Here is a 15867-nt window from a genome sequence, read left to right as displayed (position 1 = left end):
GCTACACGAACAAAAGGATTTTTGACTATGCAACGCAGAACTTGGATCGCAGTGGCTGTGGCGCTGTCCGCCGGCACGGCCATGGCGCAGAGCTATCCCAACAAGCCCGTGCGCCTGGTGGTGCCCTTCGCTCCCGGCGGCACGACCGACATCATCGCCCGCGTGATCTCGGAGCCGCTCGGCAAGGCCCTCGGGCAGTCGGTGATCGTGGAGAACAAGCCCGGCGGCGGCGGCATCGTGGGTGCGGCGGAAACCGCCCGCGCCACGCCTGACGGCTATGCGCTCGGCATCGCCACGGTGTCGTCGACGGCCGCCAACCCGGCCATCAACCCCAAGACGCCGTACAACCCGCTGACCGACTTCACGCCGATCATCAACATCGCGGCCACGCCGAACATCATCGCGGTCAACCCCAGCTTCCCCGCCAAGGACTACAAGGCGTTCGTGGCCGAGCTGAAGAAGTCGCCGGGCAAGTATTCGTATTCCTCCTCCGGCACGGGCGGCATCGGCCACCTGCAGATGGAGCTCTACAAGAGCCTGAGCGACACGTTCGTCACGCACATCCCCTACCGCGGCGCCGGTCCGGCCCTGAACGACACGGTGGCCGGCCAGGTCCCGATGATCTTCGACAACCTGCCCTCGGCGCTGCCTTTCATCAAGGAAGGCCGCCTGGTGCCCATCGTGGTGGCCGCGCCCCAGCGCGTGGCGGCGCTGCCCAACGTGCCCACCTTCAAGGAAGTGGGCCTGGAGCCGGTGAACCGCATGGCCTACTACGGCATCCTCGGCCCCAAGGGCCTGCCGAAGGAAGTGGTCGACAAGATCAACGCCGGCGTGCGCAAGGCGCTGGAAGACCCGGCCGTGCGCAAGCGCATCGAAGACACCGGCTCGATCGTCATCGCCAACACGCCCGAGCAGTTCGCCGAGCAGATCAAGGCCGAGTTCGCCATCTACAAGCAAGTCGTGCAAAAGCAGAAGCTGGCGCTGGACTGACCGCTTAAGCCCCCGCTGCCAAGCCAAGCCAGGCCGCCCCGCATACGGGGCGGCTTTTTTTTGCTATGGTTTTCCATGCTCGCCGACAGCCAGACCGCCATTGACACCTTCATCGACGCCCTGTGGCTGGAAGACGGCCTCTCGCGCAACACCCTGGCCGCCTACCGGCAGGACCTGAGGCTTTATGCCGGGTGGCTCGCAGAACGCACGCCCCCGCTGGCGCTGGACGCCACCGCCGAGGACGACCTGAGCGGCTACTTCGCCGCCCGGCACGCCGGCACCAAGGCCACGTCCGCCAACCGCCGGCTGACGGTGCTGCGCCGCTACTTCCACTGGGCGCTGCGCGAAGGGCGCATCACCGCCGACCCCACCGCCCGGCTGCAGGCGGCGCGCCAGCCGCTGCGGGTGCCCAAGACGCTGACGCAGGCCCAGGTCGAGGCCCTGCTGCATGCGCCCGACACGGCCACGCCGCTCGGCCTGCGCGACCGCGCGATGCTGGAGCTGATGTACGCGAGCGGCCTGCGCGTGACCGAGCTGGTCACGCTCAAGACCTTCCACGCCGGGCTGCAGGAGGGCGTGCTGCGCGTGCTGGGCAAGGGCGGCAAGGAGCGGCTGGTGCCGTTCGGCGAGGAAGCCGGCCGCTGGCTGGAACGCTACCTGGCCGAAGCGCGGCCTGCCATCCTGGCCGGCCAGCAGACCGACGATTTGTTCGTCACCCAGCGCGGCGCTGCCATGACGCGCGCCATGTTCTGGGTCATTGTGAAGAAGAACGCGCAGCAGGCCGGCATCGGTGCGCCGCCGTCGCCTCACACGCTGCGCCACGCCTTCGCCACGCACCTGCTCAACCACGGCGCCGACCTGCGCGTGGTGCAGCTGCTGCTGGGCCACGCCGACATCTCCACCACCACCATCTACACCCACGTCGCGCGCGAGCGGCTGAAGCAGTTGCACGCCCGGCACCATCCGCGCGGGTGAGCCGCGGCGGGCGCATCGGCGGCGCGGCGTTCGGAATCAAGTCGATGCTGGCAGCGGTCGCTGCGGAACTGGCGGATTCCTCTGCGCGGTGCGCCGCATTTCGATAATGGTGCCCGGCGCGCCCTCGGCAGCTCTTCCTCTCTTGCGCGTTTTCTTCTTCACCACCCGGAGACCCGACCCATGGCCATCACCTTCAAGCATTGGGCGGGCGCCTGCGCGCTCGCACTGTTGTCCACCGTCGCCTCGGCGCAGGCCTGGCCTGCGGCCAAGCCGATCCGGCTGATCGTGGGCTACCCGCCCGGCGGGGGCATCGACTTCGCCGCGCGCACCGTGCAGGTGCCGCTGCAGCAGGCGCTGGGCCAGCAGATCGTGATGGACTACAAGCCCGGCGCCAGCGGCATGATCGCCGCCACCGAGCTGACCCGCGCCGCGCCCGACGGCTACACGCTGCTGCTGGCCAACACCGGCCCGTTCGCCATCGCGCCCTATCTGCAGAAGAAGATGCCCTATGACCCGGTTCGCCAGTTCACCTACATCGGGCAGATCAGCCAGGGCAGCTACATCGCCGTGACGCGGCCCGACCATCCCGCCAAGGACCTGCGCGCCTGGGTGGAGTGGGCGCGCAGCCACAAGGCCGAGGCCAACTTCGCCTCCGGCGGCGCGGGCACCTCGACCCACCTGAACGGCGAGCTGATGAACCAGGCCACCGGCATGAACGTGACGCACGTTCCGTACAAGGGCAGCGCGCCCGCCATCCAGGATCTGATCGGCGGGCAGACGCAACTGCTCATCGACGCCGGCACCGTGCTGCTGCCGCAGATCCGCGGCGGCAAGCTGCGGGCCCTGGCCGTGACCGGCCCGAAGCGTGACCCGCAGCTGCCCGACGTGCCCACCGTGCGCGAACTGGGTCTGGGCGCGATGGAGTCCGTGGGCTTCCAGGGCCTGGTCGGCCCGGCCGGCATGCCGCGCGAGGTGACCGAGCGGCTGTCGCAGGAGCTGGCCCGCGTGCTGGCCCAGCCGGACGTGCAGGCCAAGTTCGTCGCTGCGGGCGCCGAAGTGCATTCGCTGGGCTCGGCCGATTTCGCGGCCTTCGTGAAGGGCGACAACGAGAAGTGGTCGCGCCTGATCCGCGACCGACAATTGCAACTGGCCGATTGACCTGCGGCTACTCCCCTTGCGCGCCGGGCAGCGGACTGTCCGGCGCGCCGCCGCCCCGCGCAGAGCCGACCCCGTCGCGCGCCGCCCTCAACAGGCGGCCCAGCCCAGCCCCGCTGCGCCAGCTGCGTTTCTTTTTTTGTTCTGACTCACCAAGGTATCGCATGTCTCCCATCTCCCGCCGCCTGGCGCTCTGCATTTCCGGCCTGACGGCCGCAGCGGCCTGCTGGCCCGCACTCGCGCAAACCGCCTGGCCGGCCAAGCCGATCCGCATCGTGGTGGCCTACCCGGCCGGCGGTGTGAGCGACGTGGTCGCCCGCGCGCTCGGCGACAAGCTCGCGGCCCAGTTGAACACCCCTGTGGTGGTGGACAACAAGGCCGGTGCGGGTGGCAGCATCGGCATGGACGCCGTCGCCAAGGCCGCGCCGGACGGCTACACGCTGGGCTTCTCCGCCATCAGCCCGCTGGTGCTGAACCCGCATCTGGGCAAGTCGCCGTTCGACCCGGTGCGGGACATCGCGCCGGTCGCGAGCGTCATGTATTCGCCGGTGCTGCTGATGGGCACCTCGGCCACGCAGGCGAAGGACTTCCGCCAGCTGATGGCGGCGGCCAAGGCTCGCCCGGGCGAAGTACGGTGGGCCACGTCGGGGCTGGCATCGCTCGGCCACATCATGCTCGAGCAGATCATGCTGGCCAGCCAGGCGCAGATCACGCACGTGCCCTACAAGGGCGGCGGCCAGCAGCTCAACGACGCCCTGAGCGGGCAGTTCGAGGTACTGTCCACCAACGCGGGGCCGGCCGTCATGCAGCAGATGAAGGCAGGCAAGCTGCACGCCCTGGCGGTGGGTGCGCCACGCCGCCTGGAGACGCTTCCTGAGGTGCCCACCCTGGCCGAGCTGGGCTTTCCCGCCGCCAACCTCACCTCGCTCTTCGGCATCTTCGCGCCGGCACAGACTCCGGCGCCGGTGCTGGAGCGGCTCAACGCGGAGATCAACAAGGCGCTGGCCCAGCCCGACCTGCGCGCGCGGCTGGAGGCTTCGGACAACGTGCCCACCGGCGGCAAGGCCGCCGACTTCGCGCGCCAGATCGCGGCGGAATCGGAGAGCAACCTGAAGGTGATCCGGGCGGCGAACATTCGCGCGCAGTAAGGCCTTCGGCCAGCGGCGTCTGGGCGGAAAAATCAGGGTCGAAAAGGCCGTGGGCGCTTGAACAGCAAGCGCTTAGTGCTCATGAATCGATAGCAAAAAAGGCGCCTGCTGCTGCCCAGCCCATCTGATGGGCCGGTAGGCCGGAGCCTGCTGCCATCACTCCGCCGTCAGGCTTTCGGCCCAGGTCAGTGCCTGCAGGTGGGCCCAGTTGATCTGGCGGTTGGACAGGTGCAGCGTCTCGGCCGCACGGGCAAAGGCCACGTCGTCGCCGCTCTCGCAGGCCTTCGTCAGCTCCAGGAAGGGCGCGAAGACGCCCGTGTTGTGCAGCAGCGCATCGGTCACCGGCTGCGGCAGGGCGACGGTCTCCAACGCCTTTTCCAGCGGCACGCCCAGCATGGTGTCCAGCAGCGAGAACACGCCCACGACGAACGCGTTGTCGCATTCCTCGGGCGGCAGCAGCTCGGCGGCCAGCAGCTCCATCAACCGGCCGCGCACCACGGCAGTCTGGCCCACTGCGGGGGGCGATCCGCCCGCGCGCGAGGTGGTCATCAGCAGCGCCGCCCAGCGGAACAGCTTCTTGAGTCCCAGGATCATCACGGCGTGGCGGAAGGACGTGATCTCGCACGACAGCCCGAAACCCGAGGAATTGATGAAGCGCAGCAGGTTGAAGGACAGGGTCGGGTCCTTCTTGAGCAGGTCTTCGATCTCGGACGTCGATGCCTGCCGGCGCACCAGGTTGATGAGCTGCAGGATGGTGGCTTGCGACGGGCGGATGGTCTGCGCCTTGACCAGTGCGGGGTGGGCGAACCAGTAGCCCTGGAACAGCTTCACGCCCAGCCCGGCCATGCGCTCGTGCTGTTCGGCGGTCTCCACCTTCTCGGCGACCAGCGTCGCCTGCGTATGGGTGCGTGCGAACTTCACCAGCGGCTCCGACATTTCGGGCCGGAAGGCCTGGATGTCGAGCTTGATGAACGCGGCCAGGGGCAGCCATTGCGCGTAGGCGCGGCGCAGCACCTTCTGATTGAACGCCAGCCGGAAGCCGCGGGCGCGCAGCGCCTCCAGTGCCGGAATGCGGCCTTCGATCTCCTCGGGGGTGGCCGTGTCCGGCAAGGTGGGCACTTCGAGCACCACCTTTTCCGGGTGGATCAGCTCCAGGTGGCCGCCGGCCAAACTTTCATGCGTGCAGTTGATGAACACCGTCTTGCGGCCCACCAGCGCTTCGGTGCCGGCATAGGAGAGGGCGTTGAAGAGCAGGGCGGCGTCGCTGGCGGCGGTGTGCGCGTTCAGGGCGGTGGAGCGGTCGAACAGCTCGTAGCCGTAGACGGCACGGTTCTCGTCCAGGATGGCCTGCCGTGCGATGACGATATGTTCGCCCGCTTCGTCGGCAGCGATGACGTCCGCTGGCTCCAGCCCGGCAGGTGCGGTGGGCTGGAAGTCGGCAGAAGGAGAGGAAAGGGGGCTCGACATGGCGTAGGCGGCTGGCAGTATGAGTGAGCCACATTCTAGGAGCAGCGGGCTCGTTCCCATGTCGTCCGGTACGCCGTTCCGGCGGCTCCCTGCGCTGCGCGGCGCGCAAGCCGCAGCCGGATCAGCCTTCGTCGCCCAGATGGTCGGCCCAGGCCAGCGCCTGCAGGTGCGCCCAGTTGATCTGCTGGCTGGTCAGGCCCAGCTGCTGCGCGGCCTGGTCGAACGCGGCGTCGTCGTGCGACTCGCACGCTTCGGCCAGGATGAGCAGCTGGCCCAGCGTGCCGGTGCGTTGCAGCAGCGCTTCGGCCACCGGCTGCGGAACATGCAGCAGGCCCACGGCCGATGCCAGCGGCATGCCCAGCATGGCGTCCAGCAGCGAGAAGATGCCGACGACGAAGGCCTGGTCGGCTTCTTCGGCGGGCAGGATCTCCAGCGCCAGCAGCTCCATCAGGCGGCCCCGCACCACCGCCGTCTGGCCCACCGCCGAAGGGGGCCCGCCGCTGCGCGAGGCCGTGAGCAGCAGCGCCGCCCAGCGGAACAGCTTCTTCAGCCCCATCAGCATGACGGCCTGGCGGAACGACGTGATCTCGCGCGCCAGTCCGAAGCCGGTGGAATTGATGAGGCGCATCAGGTTGAAGGCCAGGCCCGCATCCTTTTTCAGCACTTCCTCGATCTCGTCCGTGCTGGCCTGGTTGCGCACCAGGTTGATGAGCTGGACGATGCTGTGCTGCCCGGGGTTGAGCAGCTTGGCCTCGACCAGCGCCGGCCGGGAGAACCAGAAGCCCTGGAACAGCTGCACGCCCTTGCTGGCCGCCATTTCGTACTGCTGGGCGGTTTCCACCTTCTCGGCGATCAGTTCGGCGTGGGACTGGCGGCCCGCATAGTTGATCAGCACCGCCAGCTGGTCCGGCGCCAGCACCGACAGGTCGAGCTTGATGTAGTCGGCCAGCGGCAGCCAGGGCGCGTAGGCCGACTGCAGCACCGTGTGATTGAAGGCGAGATGAAAGCCCCGTTCCCGCAGCTCGGTCAGGATGGGCAGGCGGGTGGATACCTCTTCCGCCGCGGCGTGGCCCAGCGGGGGAATCTCCAGCACCACCTTCTCCGGGTCCACCAGCTCCAGGTGGCCGCCCGCAAGGCTTTCATGCGTGCAGTTCACGAAGATGAGCTTCTTGCCGACCAGGTCCTCGGTGCCTGCATGCGAGAGCGCGGTGAACACCAGGATGACGTCGCTGGCCGCCGTATGGTCCACCGCAGCGCGTGAGCGGTTGAACAGCTCATAGCCGATCACGGCCTGCTGGTCGTTCACGATGGCCTGCCGAGCAATCATCGCCCCGGTCGTGGAGCCATGGGCGGCAGGGGAGGGAGGCGCGGCTGCGGCGGAGGGCTGGATGGTGGGCATGGACGATGTGGGGAAGGCGCCGCGGCCCGCAGCGTGGTGCGGCACCACGCGGGCAGGGCGACTCGGAGTGTCGACGCATTGTAGAAAAGAACCGCATGCCGGCCCAGCAGGGAGACGCCCCACCGCCGGCGCGCAAAGACGGCGGCTCGGCCGGGCAACACCGGACTAGCCGTTTTGCAGCCAGCCCATTTCCACGTCGCTGAAGCCCGCCGCCCGGCGCGCCGCCGCGTTGAAGGGCGGTTTCAGGCGGGGCGCCTCGTACTGGCGCACCAGCACGCCGTAGTGCGTTACGGGATCGATGCTGTCACGGTCGCACACGAATCGATACCAGTGGTTACCAATCGCCACATGGCCGATCTCCTCCCGCAGGATCACGTCGAGGATGGCGACGGCGGCGAGGGCATCCGGCGTACCCACCTGCCGCAGCTTCTTCTGGATCTGCGGCGTCGCGTCCAGCCCGCGGGCCTCCAGCGTGCGCGGCACCAGTGCCATCCGGGCGACGATGTCGTGCGCCGTCTTCTCGCACATGGTCCACAAGCCCTGGTGGGCAGGAAAGTCGCCGTAGCCGTGGCCGAGTGTCTGCAGATGGGCCTGCAGCAGCCGGAAATGCCGGGCTTCCTCGGCGGCGACCTGCAGCCAGTCACGGTAATAGGCCGGTGGCATGCCCGGAAAGCGCCAGACGGCGTCGAGCGCCAGATTGATCGCGTTGAATTCGATGTGCGCGATGGCATGCATCAGCACGGCCCGCCCGGGCAGGGTGGCCGGGGACCTGCGCGCCATTTCCGTGTGGCGGCGCAGCTCGGGCCGCGCCGGGCGGCCGGGCAGGTCCACGTCCGGCGGTGCGTCCAGCCGCGCATCTGCTGCTATGGGAAACGTAGCTGCCTGCGCATGCAGTTCGAGCGCTGCGGTCGTTTTTTGTTCAGGGTCTGCAATGCACAAGACCTGCAGGGCACGTTGGCGAAGCTCCATCCCTACAATTCTAGGCAGCCTCTGCGCGGATCGAGCGGCGAAGGAGGACCGGCAGCGGCATTGCGGCGGCACCGGGCGGCGGCCCGGCGATGCGTGTGCCTGTGCCGCGGGAGGGTGCATCGCAACCTTGCAGGCTGCCCGATTCCGTGGGCGCCGGGCGGCGCCATCGCACGGCCCCGCACGGCCCCGACATGGCGGTGCGGGCCGGCATGTCGGCCGCGCGCTTGCCGGCGACGCGGCTGGCGGAGCACACTGTCGGCACGCTACGGCCGGGCAGGGCGGTTCCGCATCCGTGCGGGCGCGCTTTCCCGCGTCCACCGTTTTTTCTGTCTTTCACCGACCCACATCACAGGAGACTCCCGATGGCAATCTACGAACTCGATGGCATGACCCCGCAACTGGCGGAGTCTTCCTGGGTGGCGGACAGCGCGGAGGTCATGGGCAACGTGCATCTAGCGGAAGACACCAGCATCTGGTTCGGGGCGGTACTGCGCGGAGACAACGACCCGATCACCATCGGCGCAGGCACCAACGTGCAGGACGGCAGCGTGCTGCATTCCGACTTCGGCCAGCCGCTGACGCTGGGCGAGCGGGTCACCGTGGGTCACAAGGTGATGCTGCACGGCTGCACCGTGGGCGACGAATCGCTGATCGGTATCGGTGCGGTGGTCTTGAATGGCGCGCGCATCGGCCGCAACTGTCTGGTCGGTGCGGGCGCGCTCGTCACGGAAGGCAAAGAATTTCCGGATGGCTCGATGATCATCGGCAGCCCGGCCAAGGCCGTGCGGCAGTTGACGCCCGAGCAGATCGAAGGCCTGCGCCGCAGTGCAGAAGGCTATGTCGAGAACGCCCGCCGTTTCCGCGCGGGCCTGCACCGCATCGGGTGAAGACGGCGGCTCGCCGGGGCGTGCGGCCCTGGCCGGTCCGCAGTTCCGCTTCTCCTCTCCTTTCCTTTCCTCTCTTTTTTCTCCAGGAAGTCCCAGGGTGTCTGAACTCCACAAGTTTCTTTTCGATGGCCTGCCCGTGCGCGGCATGCTGGTGCGGTTGACCGATGCGTGGACGGACATCCTCGCGCGCCGTGCGAACAACACCACCACCGGCCCGTACCCGGCGCCGGTGCGCGATCTGCTCGGCGAGATGGCGGCTGCGGCCGTGTTGATGCAGTCCAACATCAAGTTCAACGGCGCCCTGGTGCTGCAGGTGTTCGGCGACGGGCCCGTGAAGCTGGCCGTGGCCGAGGTGCAGTCCGACCTCAGCCTGCGCGCCACCGCGTCGGTCCCCGGCGAGATCGATGACTCAGCGAAGCTGTCCGACCTGGTGAACGTGGGCGGCGGCGGGCGTTGCGCCATCACGCTCGACCCGAAGAACCGGCTGCCCGGCCAGCAGGCCTACCAGGGCGTGGTGCCGCTGCATGGCGACCACCACGAGAAGCTCGACAAGCTCAGCGACGTGCTGCAGCACTACATGCTCCAGTCGGAGCAGCTGGATACCACGCTGGTCCTGGCGGCCGACGGCAACGTGGCGGCCGGCCTGCTGATCCAGCGCATGCCGATCAAGGGCGAGGGCAACCTGGCTGCGGAGATGAGCCACCGCGAGAACGAAGACCAGATCGGCCACAACGAGGACTACAACCGCATCGCCACGCTGGCCGCCAGCCTGACCCGCGACGAGCTGCTGACCCTGGACACCGACACCATCCTGCGTCGCCTCTTCTGGGAAGAGAAGCTGCTGCGCTTCGTGCCGCAGCAGGGGGTGGACGGCCCGCGTTTCGCCTGCACCTGCAGCCGCGAACGCGTGAGCAACATGCTGCGCAGCCTGGGCACCGAAGAGGTGGAGAGCATCATCGCCGAGCGAGGCGACATCGAGGTGGCCTGCGAGTTCTGTGGCCAGCAGTACCACTACGACGCGGTGGATGCGGCGCAGATCTTCACCGGAGCGGGGCAATTGCCGCCGGGGACGGACGCGGTTCAGTAAAGCCTTCGAGGGGCGCCGGCGGCTGAGGCGCCGGCCGCCGCAGGCGTAAGCAGTGCTCGCAGCGGGGCGCTACCGCGCCGCCAGCAGCTGCTGGAACAGCTGGTGTTCGCATTCCGGATCGCTGCACTTCTCGCAGCCGTAGGCGCGCATGCGGGCACGGCGTTCGCGGGCCTGGGCCCCGGCCGCCGAGTTGGGCGCTGCGGGTGGGGAGGGTGGCAGCGCCTGCCCGGCATGCTGCGGGCCGGTGCCGCACAGGGACTGCATCGCTGCCAGCGCCTGCAGCCGCCGCGCCTGGGGATCACCGTACAGCACCTGGTACGCAATGCCGGCTTCGCTCAAGGCCTGGCGCAACCGGGCCTGCAGGGCTTCCATGCTGGCTTGCTGCCCAGGCCCCGCTGCCGCGTTCCCTGTGCCACCCGGAACCGCCAGCACATCCTCCAGGCCGCAGAGCAGCGTCAGCTGGTAGGTCTGCGCATGCGTGCCTGCCGCTTCATCGATCGGACTGCTGGCGGCATGCCCAAGGGGTGGCTCTGGCTGCCGGCATGCAGCCAGCAGGGTCGGCTGGCCATCGACGCTCCATGCGGCCATCGCCGCCCTGTCCGCGCGCGCCTCGGTACCCGCTGCCATGGCGCCGTCGATAGGCCATGGGCAGATGCCGGCAAGATCGTGGGCCAGGGCCATGGCCTCCGCCGGGCAGGCAGAAAGCACGGCGACCCTGAGGGGGGTGGCCACTTGCCTGGCTGGCGGCGTCATGGGGAGGTCGGCATGCGCCCGATCGGGCGATGCGGTTCGTGCGGTGACTGCATGTCGTGGGGCCTGCGGCCTGGAGTCCGTGGGCTGCGCCGGGGCAGCCGGTGCCGACGGCATCAGCGACGCGGGCTGGTGATCTGCACGTAGATCTCGTTGGGCTTGACCATGCCCAGCTCGCTGCGCGCCTTCTCCTCGACCATGTCCAGCCCCTCTCGCAGGTCGTGCACCTCGGAGGCGAGCAGCTCATTGGCCTGGCGGGCCTGGGCATTGGCGGCCTTCTGGGCGGCGATCTTGTCCTGCATCTCCTGCACGTGGGCGATGCTGCCGCGGCCCGTCCACAGCTGTGCGTGCACGCCGGCCAGCAGCAGCAGCAGGACGAGAGGAACGATGCGCTGCGTCATGCGCGGGCCTCGGGCGCGATGCGCCACGGGGTCGGCAGGGCCGCCCGGCGGCGAAACCCGCAGCCTGCCGTCGCACGGCCCGAAGCCGCTGCGGGTGCGGCCGCGCCGCGCGCATGCGCGCGGCGCGGGGCTTCGCCCGCGACAGGGGCCTGAAGGGCGGCAGGAAAAACAGCCCGCATGGCGCCGGAAGTGCTCAACGCAGGTTGTAGAACGCAGCGCGGCCGGGGTAGTGGGCGATGTCGCCCAGGTCTTCCTCGATGCGCAGCAGTTGGTTGTACTTGGCGATCCGGTCCGAGCGCGACAGCGAGCCCGTCTTGATCTGGCCGGCGTTGGTGCCCACGGCGATGTCGGCAATGGTGGAGTCTTCGGTTTCGCCCGAGCGGTGCGAGATCACGGCGGTGTAGCCGGCGCGCTTGGCCATCTCGATGGCGGCGAAGGTCTCGGTCAGCGTGCCGATCTGGTTGATCTTGATCAGGATCGAGTTGCCGATGCCCTTGTCGATGCCTTCCTTCAGGATCTTGGTGTTGGTGACGAACAGGTCGTCGCCCACCAGCTGCACGTTCTTGCCCAGGCGCTCGGTCAGGTGCTTCCAGCCGTCCCAGTCGCCTTCGGCCATGCCGTCCTCGATGGAGATGATGGGGTACTTGTCCACCCAGTTGGCCAGCATGTCGGTCCATTGCTGGGCCGTCAGGCGGATGCCGCCTTCGCCTTCCAGCACGTAGTGGCCGTCCTTGTAGAACTCGCTCGCGGCGCAGTCCAGGCCCAGGGCGATCTGCTCGCCTGCGGTGTAGCCGGCGGCGTCGATGGCCTGCAGGATCAGCTGGATGGCCGCTTCGTGGTTCTCGACGCTGGGTGCGAAGCCGCCCTCGTCGCCCACGGCGGTGCTCATGCCCTTGTCGTTGATGATCTTCTTGAGGGCGTGGAACACCTCGGCGCCCCAGCGCATGGCTTCGCGGAAGCTCGGCGCGCCGACGGGGATGATCATGAATTCCTGCAGGTCCAGGCTGTTGTTGGCGTGCGCGCCGCCGTTGATGACGTTCATCATCGGCACGGGCAGCTGCATGCCGCCCATGCCGCCGAGGTAGCGGTAGAGCGGCAGGCCGGATTCCTCGGCGGCGGCGCGGGCCACGGCCATGGAGACGGCCAGCATGGCGTTGGCGCCCAGGCGGCCCTTGTTGTCGGTGCCGTCCAGGTCGATCAGGGTCTTGTCCAGGAAGGCCTGCTCGGAGGCGTCCAGGCCCAGCACGGCTTCGGAGATCTCGGTGTTGATGTGCTCGACGGCCTTGAGCACGCCCTTGCCCAGGTAGCGGCTCTTGTCGCCGTCGCGCAGCTCGATGGCTTCACGGCTGCCCGTGGACGCGCCCGAGGGCACGGCGGCGCGGCCCATCACGCCCGATTCGAGCAGCACGTCGCATTCGACGGTGGGGTTGCCACGGCTGTCCAGCACTTCGCGGCCGACGATATCAACAATCGCACTCATGGGTTTCCTTCAGGGAGAGTTTCAAAACCGGGTGGCCAGGGCGATCCTTGGAGTCGAATCGGCCTCAAGCGCTTGATTCATCTGGGCACTGCGCTATTAAATTAATAGCAAAGGCAGGGAGGCGTTCACAGGCCTTCGACGCACACCATGCGCATCACGGCGGCGCCTTCGCGGGCCGCCTTGGCCTTCTGGTATTCGGGCGTGGCGTAGAAGGCCTGGGCGGCCTCGAACGAAGGGAACTTCAGCACCACCATGCGGCCAGGGTTCCAGTCGCCTTCCAGCACCTCGACCTTGCCGCCGCGCACGCACACCTCGGCACCATGCACCTGCATGGCGTGGGTGCTCCACTTCTTGTACTCCTCGTACTGCTCGGGCTGGGTGACGTTGACGCTGGCGATGACGTATCCGCTGGGCATGTGCTGGTCTCCGGTGGTCGTGTGAGGGTTCGTTGTGCGTGACTGCGCGCCTGCGCAGCGGGCCGTTCAGGCCTCGAAGTGGTCTTCCAGAAAGCCGTTCTGCTTGGTGACCGCGTCCAGCGCCACCAGGTTCTCCAGCAGCGCCTTCATGTGCCTGAGGGGCACGGCGTTGGGGCCGTCCGACCAAGCCTCTGCCGGCCGGGGGTGCGTTTCCATGAACAGGCCCGCCACGCCCACGGCCACGCCGGCGCGCGCCAGCACCGGCACCATGTCGCGCGCACCACCGCTGGTCGCGCCCTGGCCGCCGGGCTTCTGGACCGAATGGGTCACGTCGAACACCACGGGCGCGCCGGACTTGCGCATCTCGGCCAGGCTGGTCATGTCGGCCACCAGGTTGTTGTAGCCGAAGCTCACGCCCCGCTCGCAGGCCAGGAACCGGTCGGGCGACAGGCCGGCCTCTTCGGCTGCTGCACGGGCCTTGTCGATGACGTTCTTCATGTCCCAGGGCGCGAGGAACTGGCCCTTCTTGATGTTCACCGGCTTGCCCGACTGCGCCACGGCGCGGATGAAGTCGGTCTGGCGGCAGAGGAACGCCGGCGTCTGCAGCACATCGACCACGCTGGCCACCTCGGCCACGTGGGAGGCGTCGTGCACGTCGGTCAGGATGGGCAGCTGCAGCTGGCGGCGGACCTCGTCCAGGATCTTCAGGCCCGCTTCCAGGCCCACGCCGCGCTTGCTGGTGCCCGACGAACGGTTGGCCTTGTCGAACGAGCCCTTGTAGATCAGCGGGATGCCCAGGGGCGCGCAGATCCCCTTGAGCTGGCCGGCGACGTCGAGTGACATCTGCTGGCCCTCGATGGAGCAGGTTCCCGCGATCAGGAAAAAGCGTTGGCCGAGGCCGACGTCGAAACCGCACAGTTGCATGGCTGGTGTCTCCCGCCCTGTCAGAGGGCTGCAGGCGCTGCCGCTGCGGCGGCGGTGGCCGAAGCCAGAGCCGGGGCGCGGGCCGCCTGGTGCTCGACCGCCGCCTTGATGAAGGCGTTGAACAGCGGGTGGCCGTTCCAGGGGGTCGACTTGAACTCGGGGTGGAACTGCACGCCGATGTACCACGGGTGCACGCTCTGCGGCAGCTCGACGATCTCGGTGAGCTGTTCGCGCTGCGTGAGCGCCGAGATCACGAGGCCCGCCTTGCGCAGCTGGTCCAGGTAGTTCACGTTGGCTTCGTAACGGTGGCGATGGCGCTCGGTCACCACGTTGCCGTAGATCTGGTGGGCCAGCGTGCCGGGGGCCACGTCGGAGCTTTGCGCGCCCAGGCGCATGGTGCCGCCCAGGTCGGAATTGGCGTCGCGCTTCTTGATCGTACCGTCCTCGTCCTTCCACTCGGTGATAAGGGCGATGACGGGGTGCGGCGTGGCGGCTTCGAATTCGGTGCTGTTGGCGTCCTTCAGGCCGGCCATGTTGCGGGCGTATTCGATGGTGGCCACCTGCATCCCCAGGCAGATGCCCAGGTAGGGCACCTTGTGCTCACGGGCGAATTGCGCGGTGCTGATCTTGCCTTCCACGCCCCGCGCGCCGAAGCCGCCCGGCACCAGGATGGCGTCGTACTTCTCCAGCTTCCCGGCGGCGTCGGCCGCGCCGATGGTCTCGGAATCGATGTGCTCGATCTTGACGCGCACATGGTTCTTCATGCCGGCGTGGCGCAGCGCCTCGTTCACCGACTTGTAGCTGTCGGACAGATCGACGTACTTGCCGACCATGGCGATGGTGACCTCGCCCTGCGGATGCGTCGTTTCATAGACCAACTGGTCCCAGCGCTTCAGGCTGGTGGGCGGCGTGTTCAGGCGCAGCTTGTCGCAGATCAGGCCGTCCAGGCCCTGCTCGTGCAGCATGCGGGGCACCTTGTAGATGGTGTCCACGTCCCACATGCTGATCACGCCCCATTCGGCCACGTTGGTGAAGAGCGAGATCTTGGCGCGTTCCTCGTCGGGAATGCGGCGGTCGGCGCGGCACAGCAGCGCGTCGGGCTGGATGCCGATCTTGCGCAGCTCCTGCACGGTGTGCTGCGTGGGCTTGGTTTTCAGTTCGCCGGCAGCGGCGATCCAGGGCAGGTAAGTGAGGTGGACGAAGGCCGCGTTGTTGGGGCCCAGCTTCAGGCTCAGCTGGCGCACGGCTTCGAGGAACGGCAGCGACTCGATGTCGCCCACGGTGCCACCGATCTCGACGATGGCCACATCGACCGCGTCGTCGGTGCCGACGCCGGCGCCGCGCTTGATGTATTCCTGGATCTCGTTGGTGACGTGCGGGATCACCTGCACCGTCTTGCCGAGATAGTCGCCACGGCGTTCCTTCTCCAGCACCGACTGGTAGATCCGGCCGGTGGTGAAGTTGTTGGTCTTTTTCATGCGCGTTTCGATGAAACGCTCATAGTGGCCGAGGTCGAGGTCGGTTTCGGCACCGTCGTCGGTGACGAACACTTCACCGTGCTGGAACGGGGACATGGTGCCCGGGTCCACGTTGATGTACGGGTCGAGCTTGATGAGGGTGACTTTGAGGCCGCGCGATTCGAGGATCGCAGCAAGGGAGGCTGAGGCGATTCCCTTGCCCAGGGAAGACACCACACCGCCGGTGACGAAGACAAATTTGGTCATGTCTTTTTTGGTGGTGGGAAATTGGGATTATAGAGGGCGGCCAGGAGTCTCCCTGTGGCTCGGCAGGCCGCTGGCAGCTCACCCGTCTGCTAAAT

15 protein-coding genes are annotated in these 15867 nt (G+C 68.0%); 6 read left to right on the top strand and 9 right to left on the bottom strand.

Going from position 1 to position 15867, the window contains the following annotated elements; genetic code table 11:
- Positions 1–27 precede the first annotated feature (27 nt).
- The 4 genes from ASF94_RS11590 to ASF94_RS11575 all read left to right on the top strand — a co-directional run bounded on the left by ASF94_RS11590 (position 28) and on the right by ASF94_RS11575 (position 4268).
- Positions 28–990, top strand: a complete 963-nt coding sequence (locus tag ASF94_RS11590) for a tripartite tricarboxylate transporter substrate binding protein BugE (RefSeq protein ID WP_056666145.1) — start codon at positions 28–30, stop codon at positions 988–990.
- A gap of 75 nt (positions 991–1065) precedes the next feature.
- Entirely contained in the window at positions 1066–1965 is a 900-nt protein-coding gene (gene xerD, locus ASF94_RS11585) for a site-specific tyrosine recombinase XerD (protein ID WP_056666142.1), read from the top strand.
- Between the two features lie 180 nt (positions 1966–2145).
- Entirely contained in the window at positions 2146–3123 is a 978-nt protein-coding gene (locus tag ASF94_RS11580; protein WP_056666139.1) for a tripartite tricarboxylate transporter substrate binding protein, read from the top strand.
- Between the two features lie 161 nt (positions 3124–3284).
- Entirely contained in the window at positions 3285–4268 is a 984-nt protein-coding gene (locus ASF94_RS11575; protein ID WP_056666136.1) for a tripartite tricarboxylate transporter substrate binding protein, read from the top strand.
- A gap of 156 nt (positions 4269–4424) precedes the next feature.
- On the opposite strand, the gene ASF94_RS11570 is transcribed toward ASF94_RS11575, so the two are convergent.
- From ASF94_RS11570 to ASF94_RS11560, 3 genes are all read right to left on the bottom strand, one after another.
- Complete coding sequence (locus ASF94_RS11570; protein ID WP_056666134.1) at positions 4425–5735, bottom strand: EAL and HDOD domain-containing protein; 1311 nt, start codon at positions 5733–5735, stop codon at positions 4425–4427.
- A gap of 121 nt (positions 5736–5856) precedes the next feature.
- Positions 5857–7134 carry an EAL and HDOD domain-containing protein gene (locus tag ASF94_RS11565; RefSeq protein ID WP_056666130.1) on the bottom strand — a complete coding sequence of 426 codons (1278 nt, stop codon included), beginning with the start codon at positions 7132–7134 and terminating at the stop codon, positions 5857–5859.
- Positions 7135–7299: 165 nt separating this feature from the next.
- Positions 7300–8103 (bottom strand): ferritin-like domain-containing protein, encoded by an 804-nt coding sequence (locus tag ASF94_RS11560; protein ID WP_056666127.1) that lies wholly within the window; start codon positions 8101–8103, stop codon positions 7300–7302.
- A gap of 362 nt (positions 8104–8465) precedes the next feature.
- Between ASF94_RS11560 and ASF94_RS11555 the strand changes: the two genes are divergently transcribed.
- Together ASF94_RS11555 and ASF94_RS11550 are read left to right on the top strand one after the other, a co-directional pair.
- The gene (locus ASF94_RS11555; RefSeq protein WP_056666118.1) at positions 8466–8990 is read left to right on the top strand and encodes a gamma carbonic anhydrase family protein; all 525 of its coding nucleotides are present in this window, start codon (positions 8466–8468) and stop codon (positions 8988–8990) included.
- Between the two features lie 97 nt (positions 8991–9087).
- The gene (locus tag ASF94_RS11550; RefSeq protein WP_056666114.1) at positions 9088–10077 is read left to right on the top strand and encodes an Hsp33 family molecular chaperone HslO; all 990 of its coding nucleotides are present in this window, start codon (positions 9088–9090) and stop codon (positions 10075–10077) included.
- A gap of 69 nt (positions 10078–10146) precedes the next feature.
- Here the strand turns inward: ASF94_RS11550 and ASF94_RS11545 are convergent, their stop codons facing one another.
- From ASF94_RS11545 to ASF94_RS11520, 6 genes are all read right to left on the bottom strand, one after another.
- On the bottom strand, positions 10147–10758 hold the full coding sequence (locus ASF94_RS11545) for a hypothetical protein (protein WP_056666111.1): 612 nt from the start codon (positions 10756–10758) through the stop codon (positions 10147–10149).
- 185 nt (positions 10759–10943) lie between these two features.
- Entirely contained in the window at positions 10944–11228 is a 285-nt protein-coding gene (locus ASF94_RS11540) for a septum formation initiator family protein (protein ID WP_056666108.1), read from the bottom strand.
- A 193-nt stretch (positions 11229–11421) separates the two neighbouring features.
- The gene (gene eno / locus ASF94_RS11535) at positions 11422–12708 is read right to left on the bottom strand and encodes a phosphopyruvate hydratase (RefSeq protein ID WP_056666101.1); all 1287 of its coding nucleotides are present in this window, start codon (positions 12706–12708) and stop codon (positions 11422–11424) included.
- 125 nt (positions 12709–12833) lie between these two features.
- On the bottom strand, positions 12834–13124 hold the full coding sequence (locus ASF94_RS11530; RefSeq protein WP_056666098.1) for a DUF1330 domain-containing protein: 291 nt from the start codon (positions 13122–13124) through the stop codon (positions 12834–12836).
- 66 nt (positions 13125–13190) lie between these two features.
- Positions 13191–14048, bottom strand: a complete 858-nt coding sequence (kdsA, locus tag ASF94_RS11525) for a 3-deoxy-8-phosphooctulonate synthase (protein ID WP_056666095.1) — start codon at positions 14046–14048, stop codon at positions 13191–13193.
- Between the two features lie 20 nt (positions 14049–14068).
- Positions 14069–15772: a CTP synthase gene (locus ASF94_RS11520; protein WP_056666094.1), complete on the bottom strand. Its 1704-nt coding sequence runs from the start codon at positions 15770–15772 to the stop codon at positions 14069–14071.
- Between the last annotated feature and the right edge of the window lie 95 nt (positions 15773–15867).

The sequence above is a fragment of the Acidovorax sp. Leaf160 genome, assembly GCF_001424265.1.
Lineage (GTDB): Bacteria > Pseudomonadota > Gammaproteobacteria > Burkholderiales > Burkholderiaceae_C > Paracidovorax.
Note: the sequence above shows the minus strand (reverse complement) of the source record. Positions and strands in the feature narration are given on the sequence as shown.

What these genes read in the sequence shown, in the direction of transcription:
- ASF94_RS11590 (WP_056666145.1), top strand. Translation starts at nt 28, where the DNA reads ATGCAACGCAGAACTTGGATCGCAGTGGCTGTGGCGCTGTCCGCCGGC.
- xerD (WP_056666142.1), top strand. Translation starts at nt 1,066, where the DNA reads ATGCTCGCCGACAGCCAGACCGCCATTGACACCTTCATCGACGCCCTG.
- ASF94_RS11580 (WP_056666139.1), top strand. Translation starts at nt 2,146, where the DNA reads ATGGCCATCACCTTCAAGCATTGGGCGGGCGCCTGCGCGCTCGCACTG.
- ASF94_RS11575 (WP_056666136.1), top strand. Translation starts at nt 3,285, where the DNA reads ATGTCTCCCATCTCCCGCCGCCTGGCGCTCTGCATTTCCGGCCTGACG.
- ASF94_RS11570 (WP_056666134.1), bottom strand. Translation starts at nt 5,735, where the DNA reads ATGTCGAGCCCCCTTTCCTCTCCTTCTGCCGACTTCCAGCCCACCGCA.
- ASF94_RS11565 (WP_056666130.1), bottom strand. Translation starts at nt 7,134, where the DNA reads ATGCCCACCATCCAGCCCTCCGCCGCAGCCGCGCCTCCCTCCCCTGCC.
- ASF94_RS11560 (WP_056666127.1), bottom strand. Translation starts at nt 8,103, where the DNA reads ATGGAGCTTCGCCAACGTGCCCTGCAGGTCTTGTGCATTGCAGACCCT.
- ASF94_RS11555 (WP_056666118.1), top strand. Translation starts at nt 8,466, where the DNA reads ATGGCAATCTACGAACTCGATGGCATGACCCCGCAACTGGCGGAGTCT.
- ASF94_RS11545 (WP_056666111.1), bottom strand. Translation starts at nt 10,758, where the DNA reads ATGGCCCTGGCCCACGATCTTGCCGGCATCTGCCCATGGCCTATCGAC.
- ASF94_RS11540 (WP_056666108.1), bottom strand. Translation starts at nt 11,228, where the DNA reads ATGACGCAGCGCATCGTTCCTCTCGTCCTGCTGCTGCTGCTGGCCGGC.
- eno (WP_056666101.1), bottom strand. Translation starts at nt 12,708, where the DNA reads ATGAGTGCGATTGTTGATATCGTCGGCCGCGAAGTGCTGGACAGCCGT.
- ASF94_RS11530 (WP_056666098.1), bottom strand. Translation starts at nt 13,124, where the DNA reads ATGCCCAGCGGATACGTCATCGCCAGCGTCAACGTCACCCAGCCCGAG.
- kdsA (WP_056666095.1), bottom strand. Translation starts at nt 14,048, where the DNA reads ATGCAACTGTGCGGTTTCGACGTCGGCCTCGGCCAACGCTTTTTCCTG.
- ASF94_RS11520 (WP_056666094.1), bottom strand. Translation starts at nt 15,772, where the DNA reads ATGACCAAATTTGTCTTCGTCACCGGCGGTGTGGTGTCTTCCCTGGGC.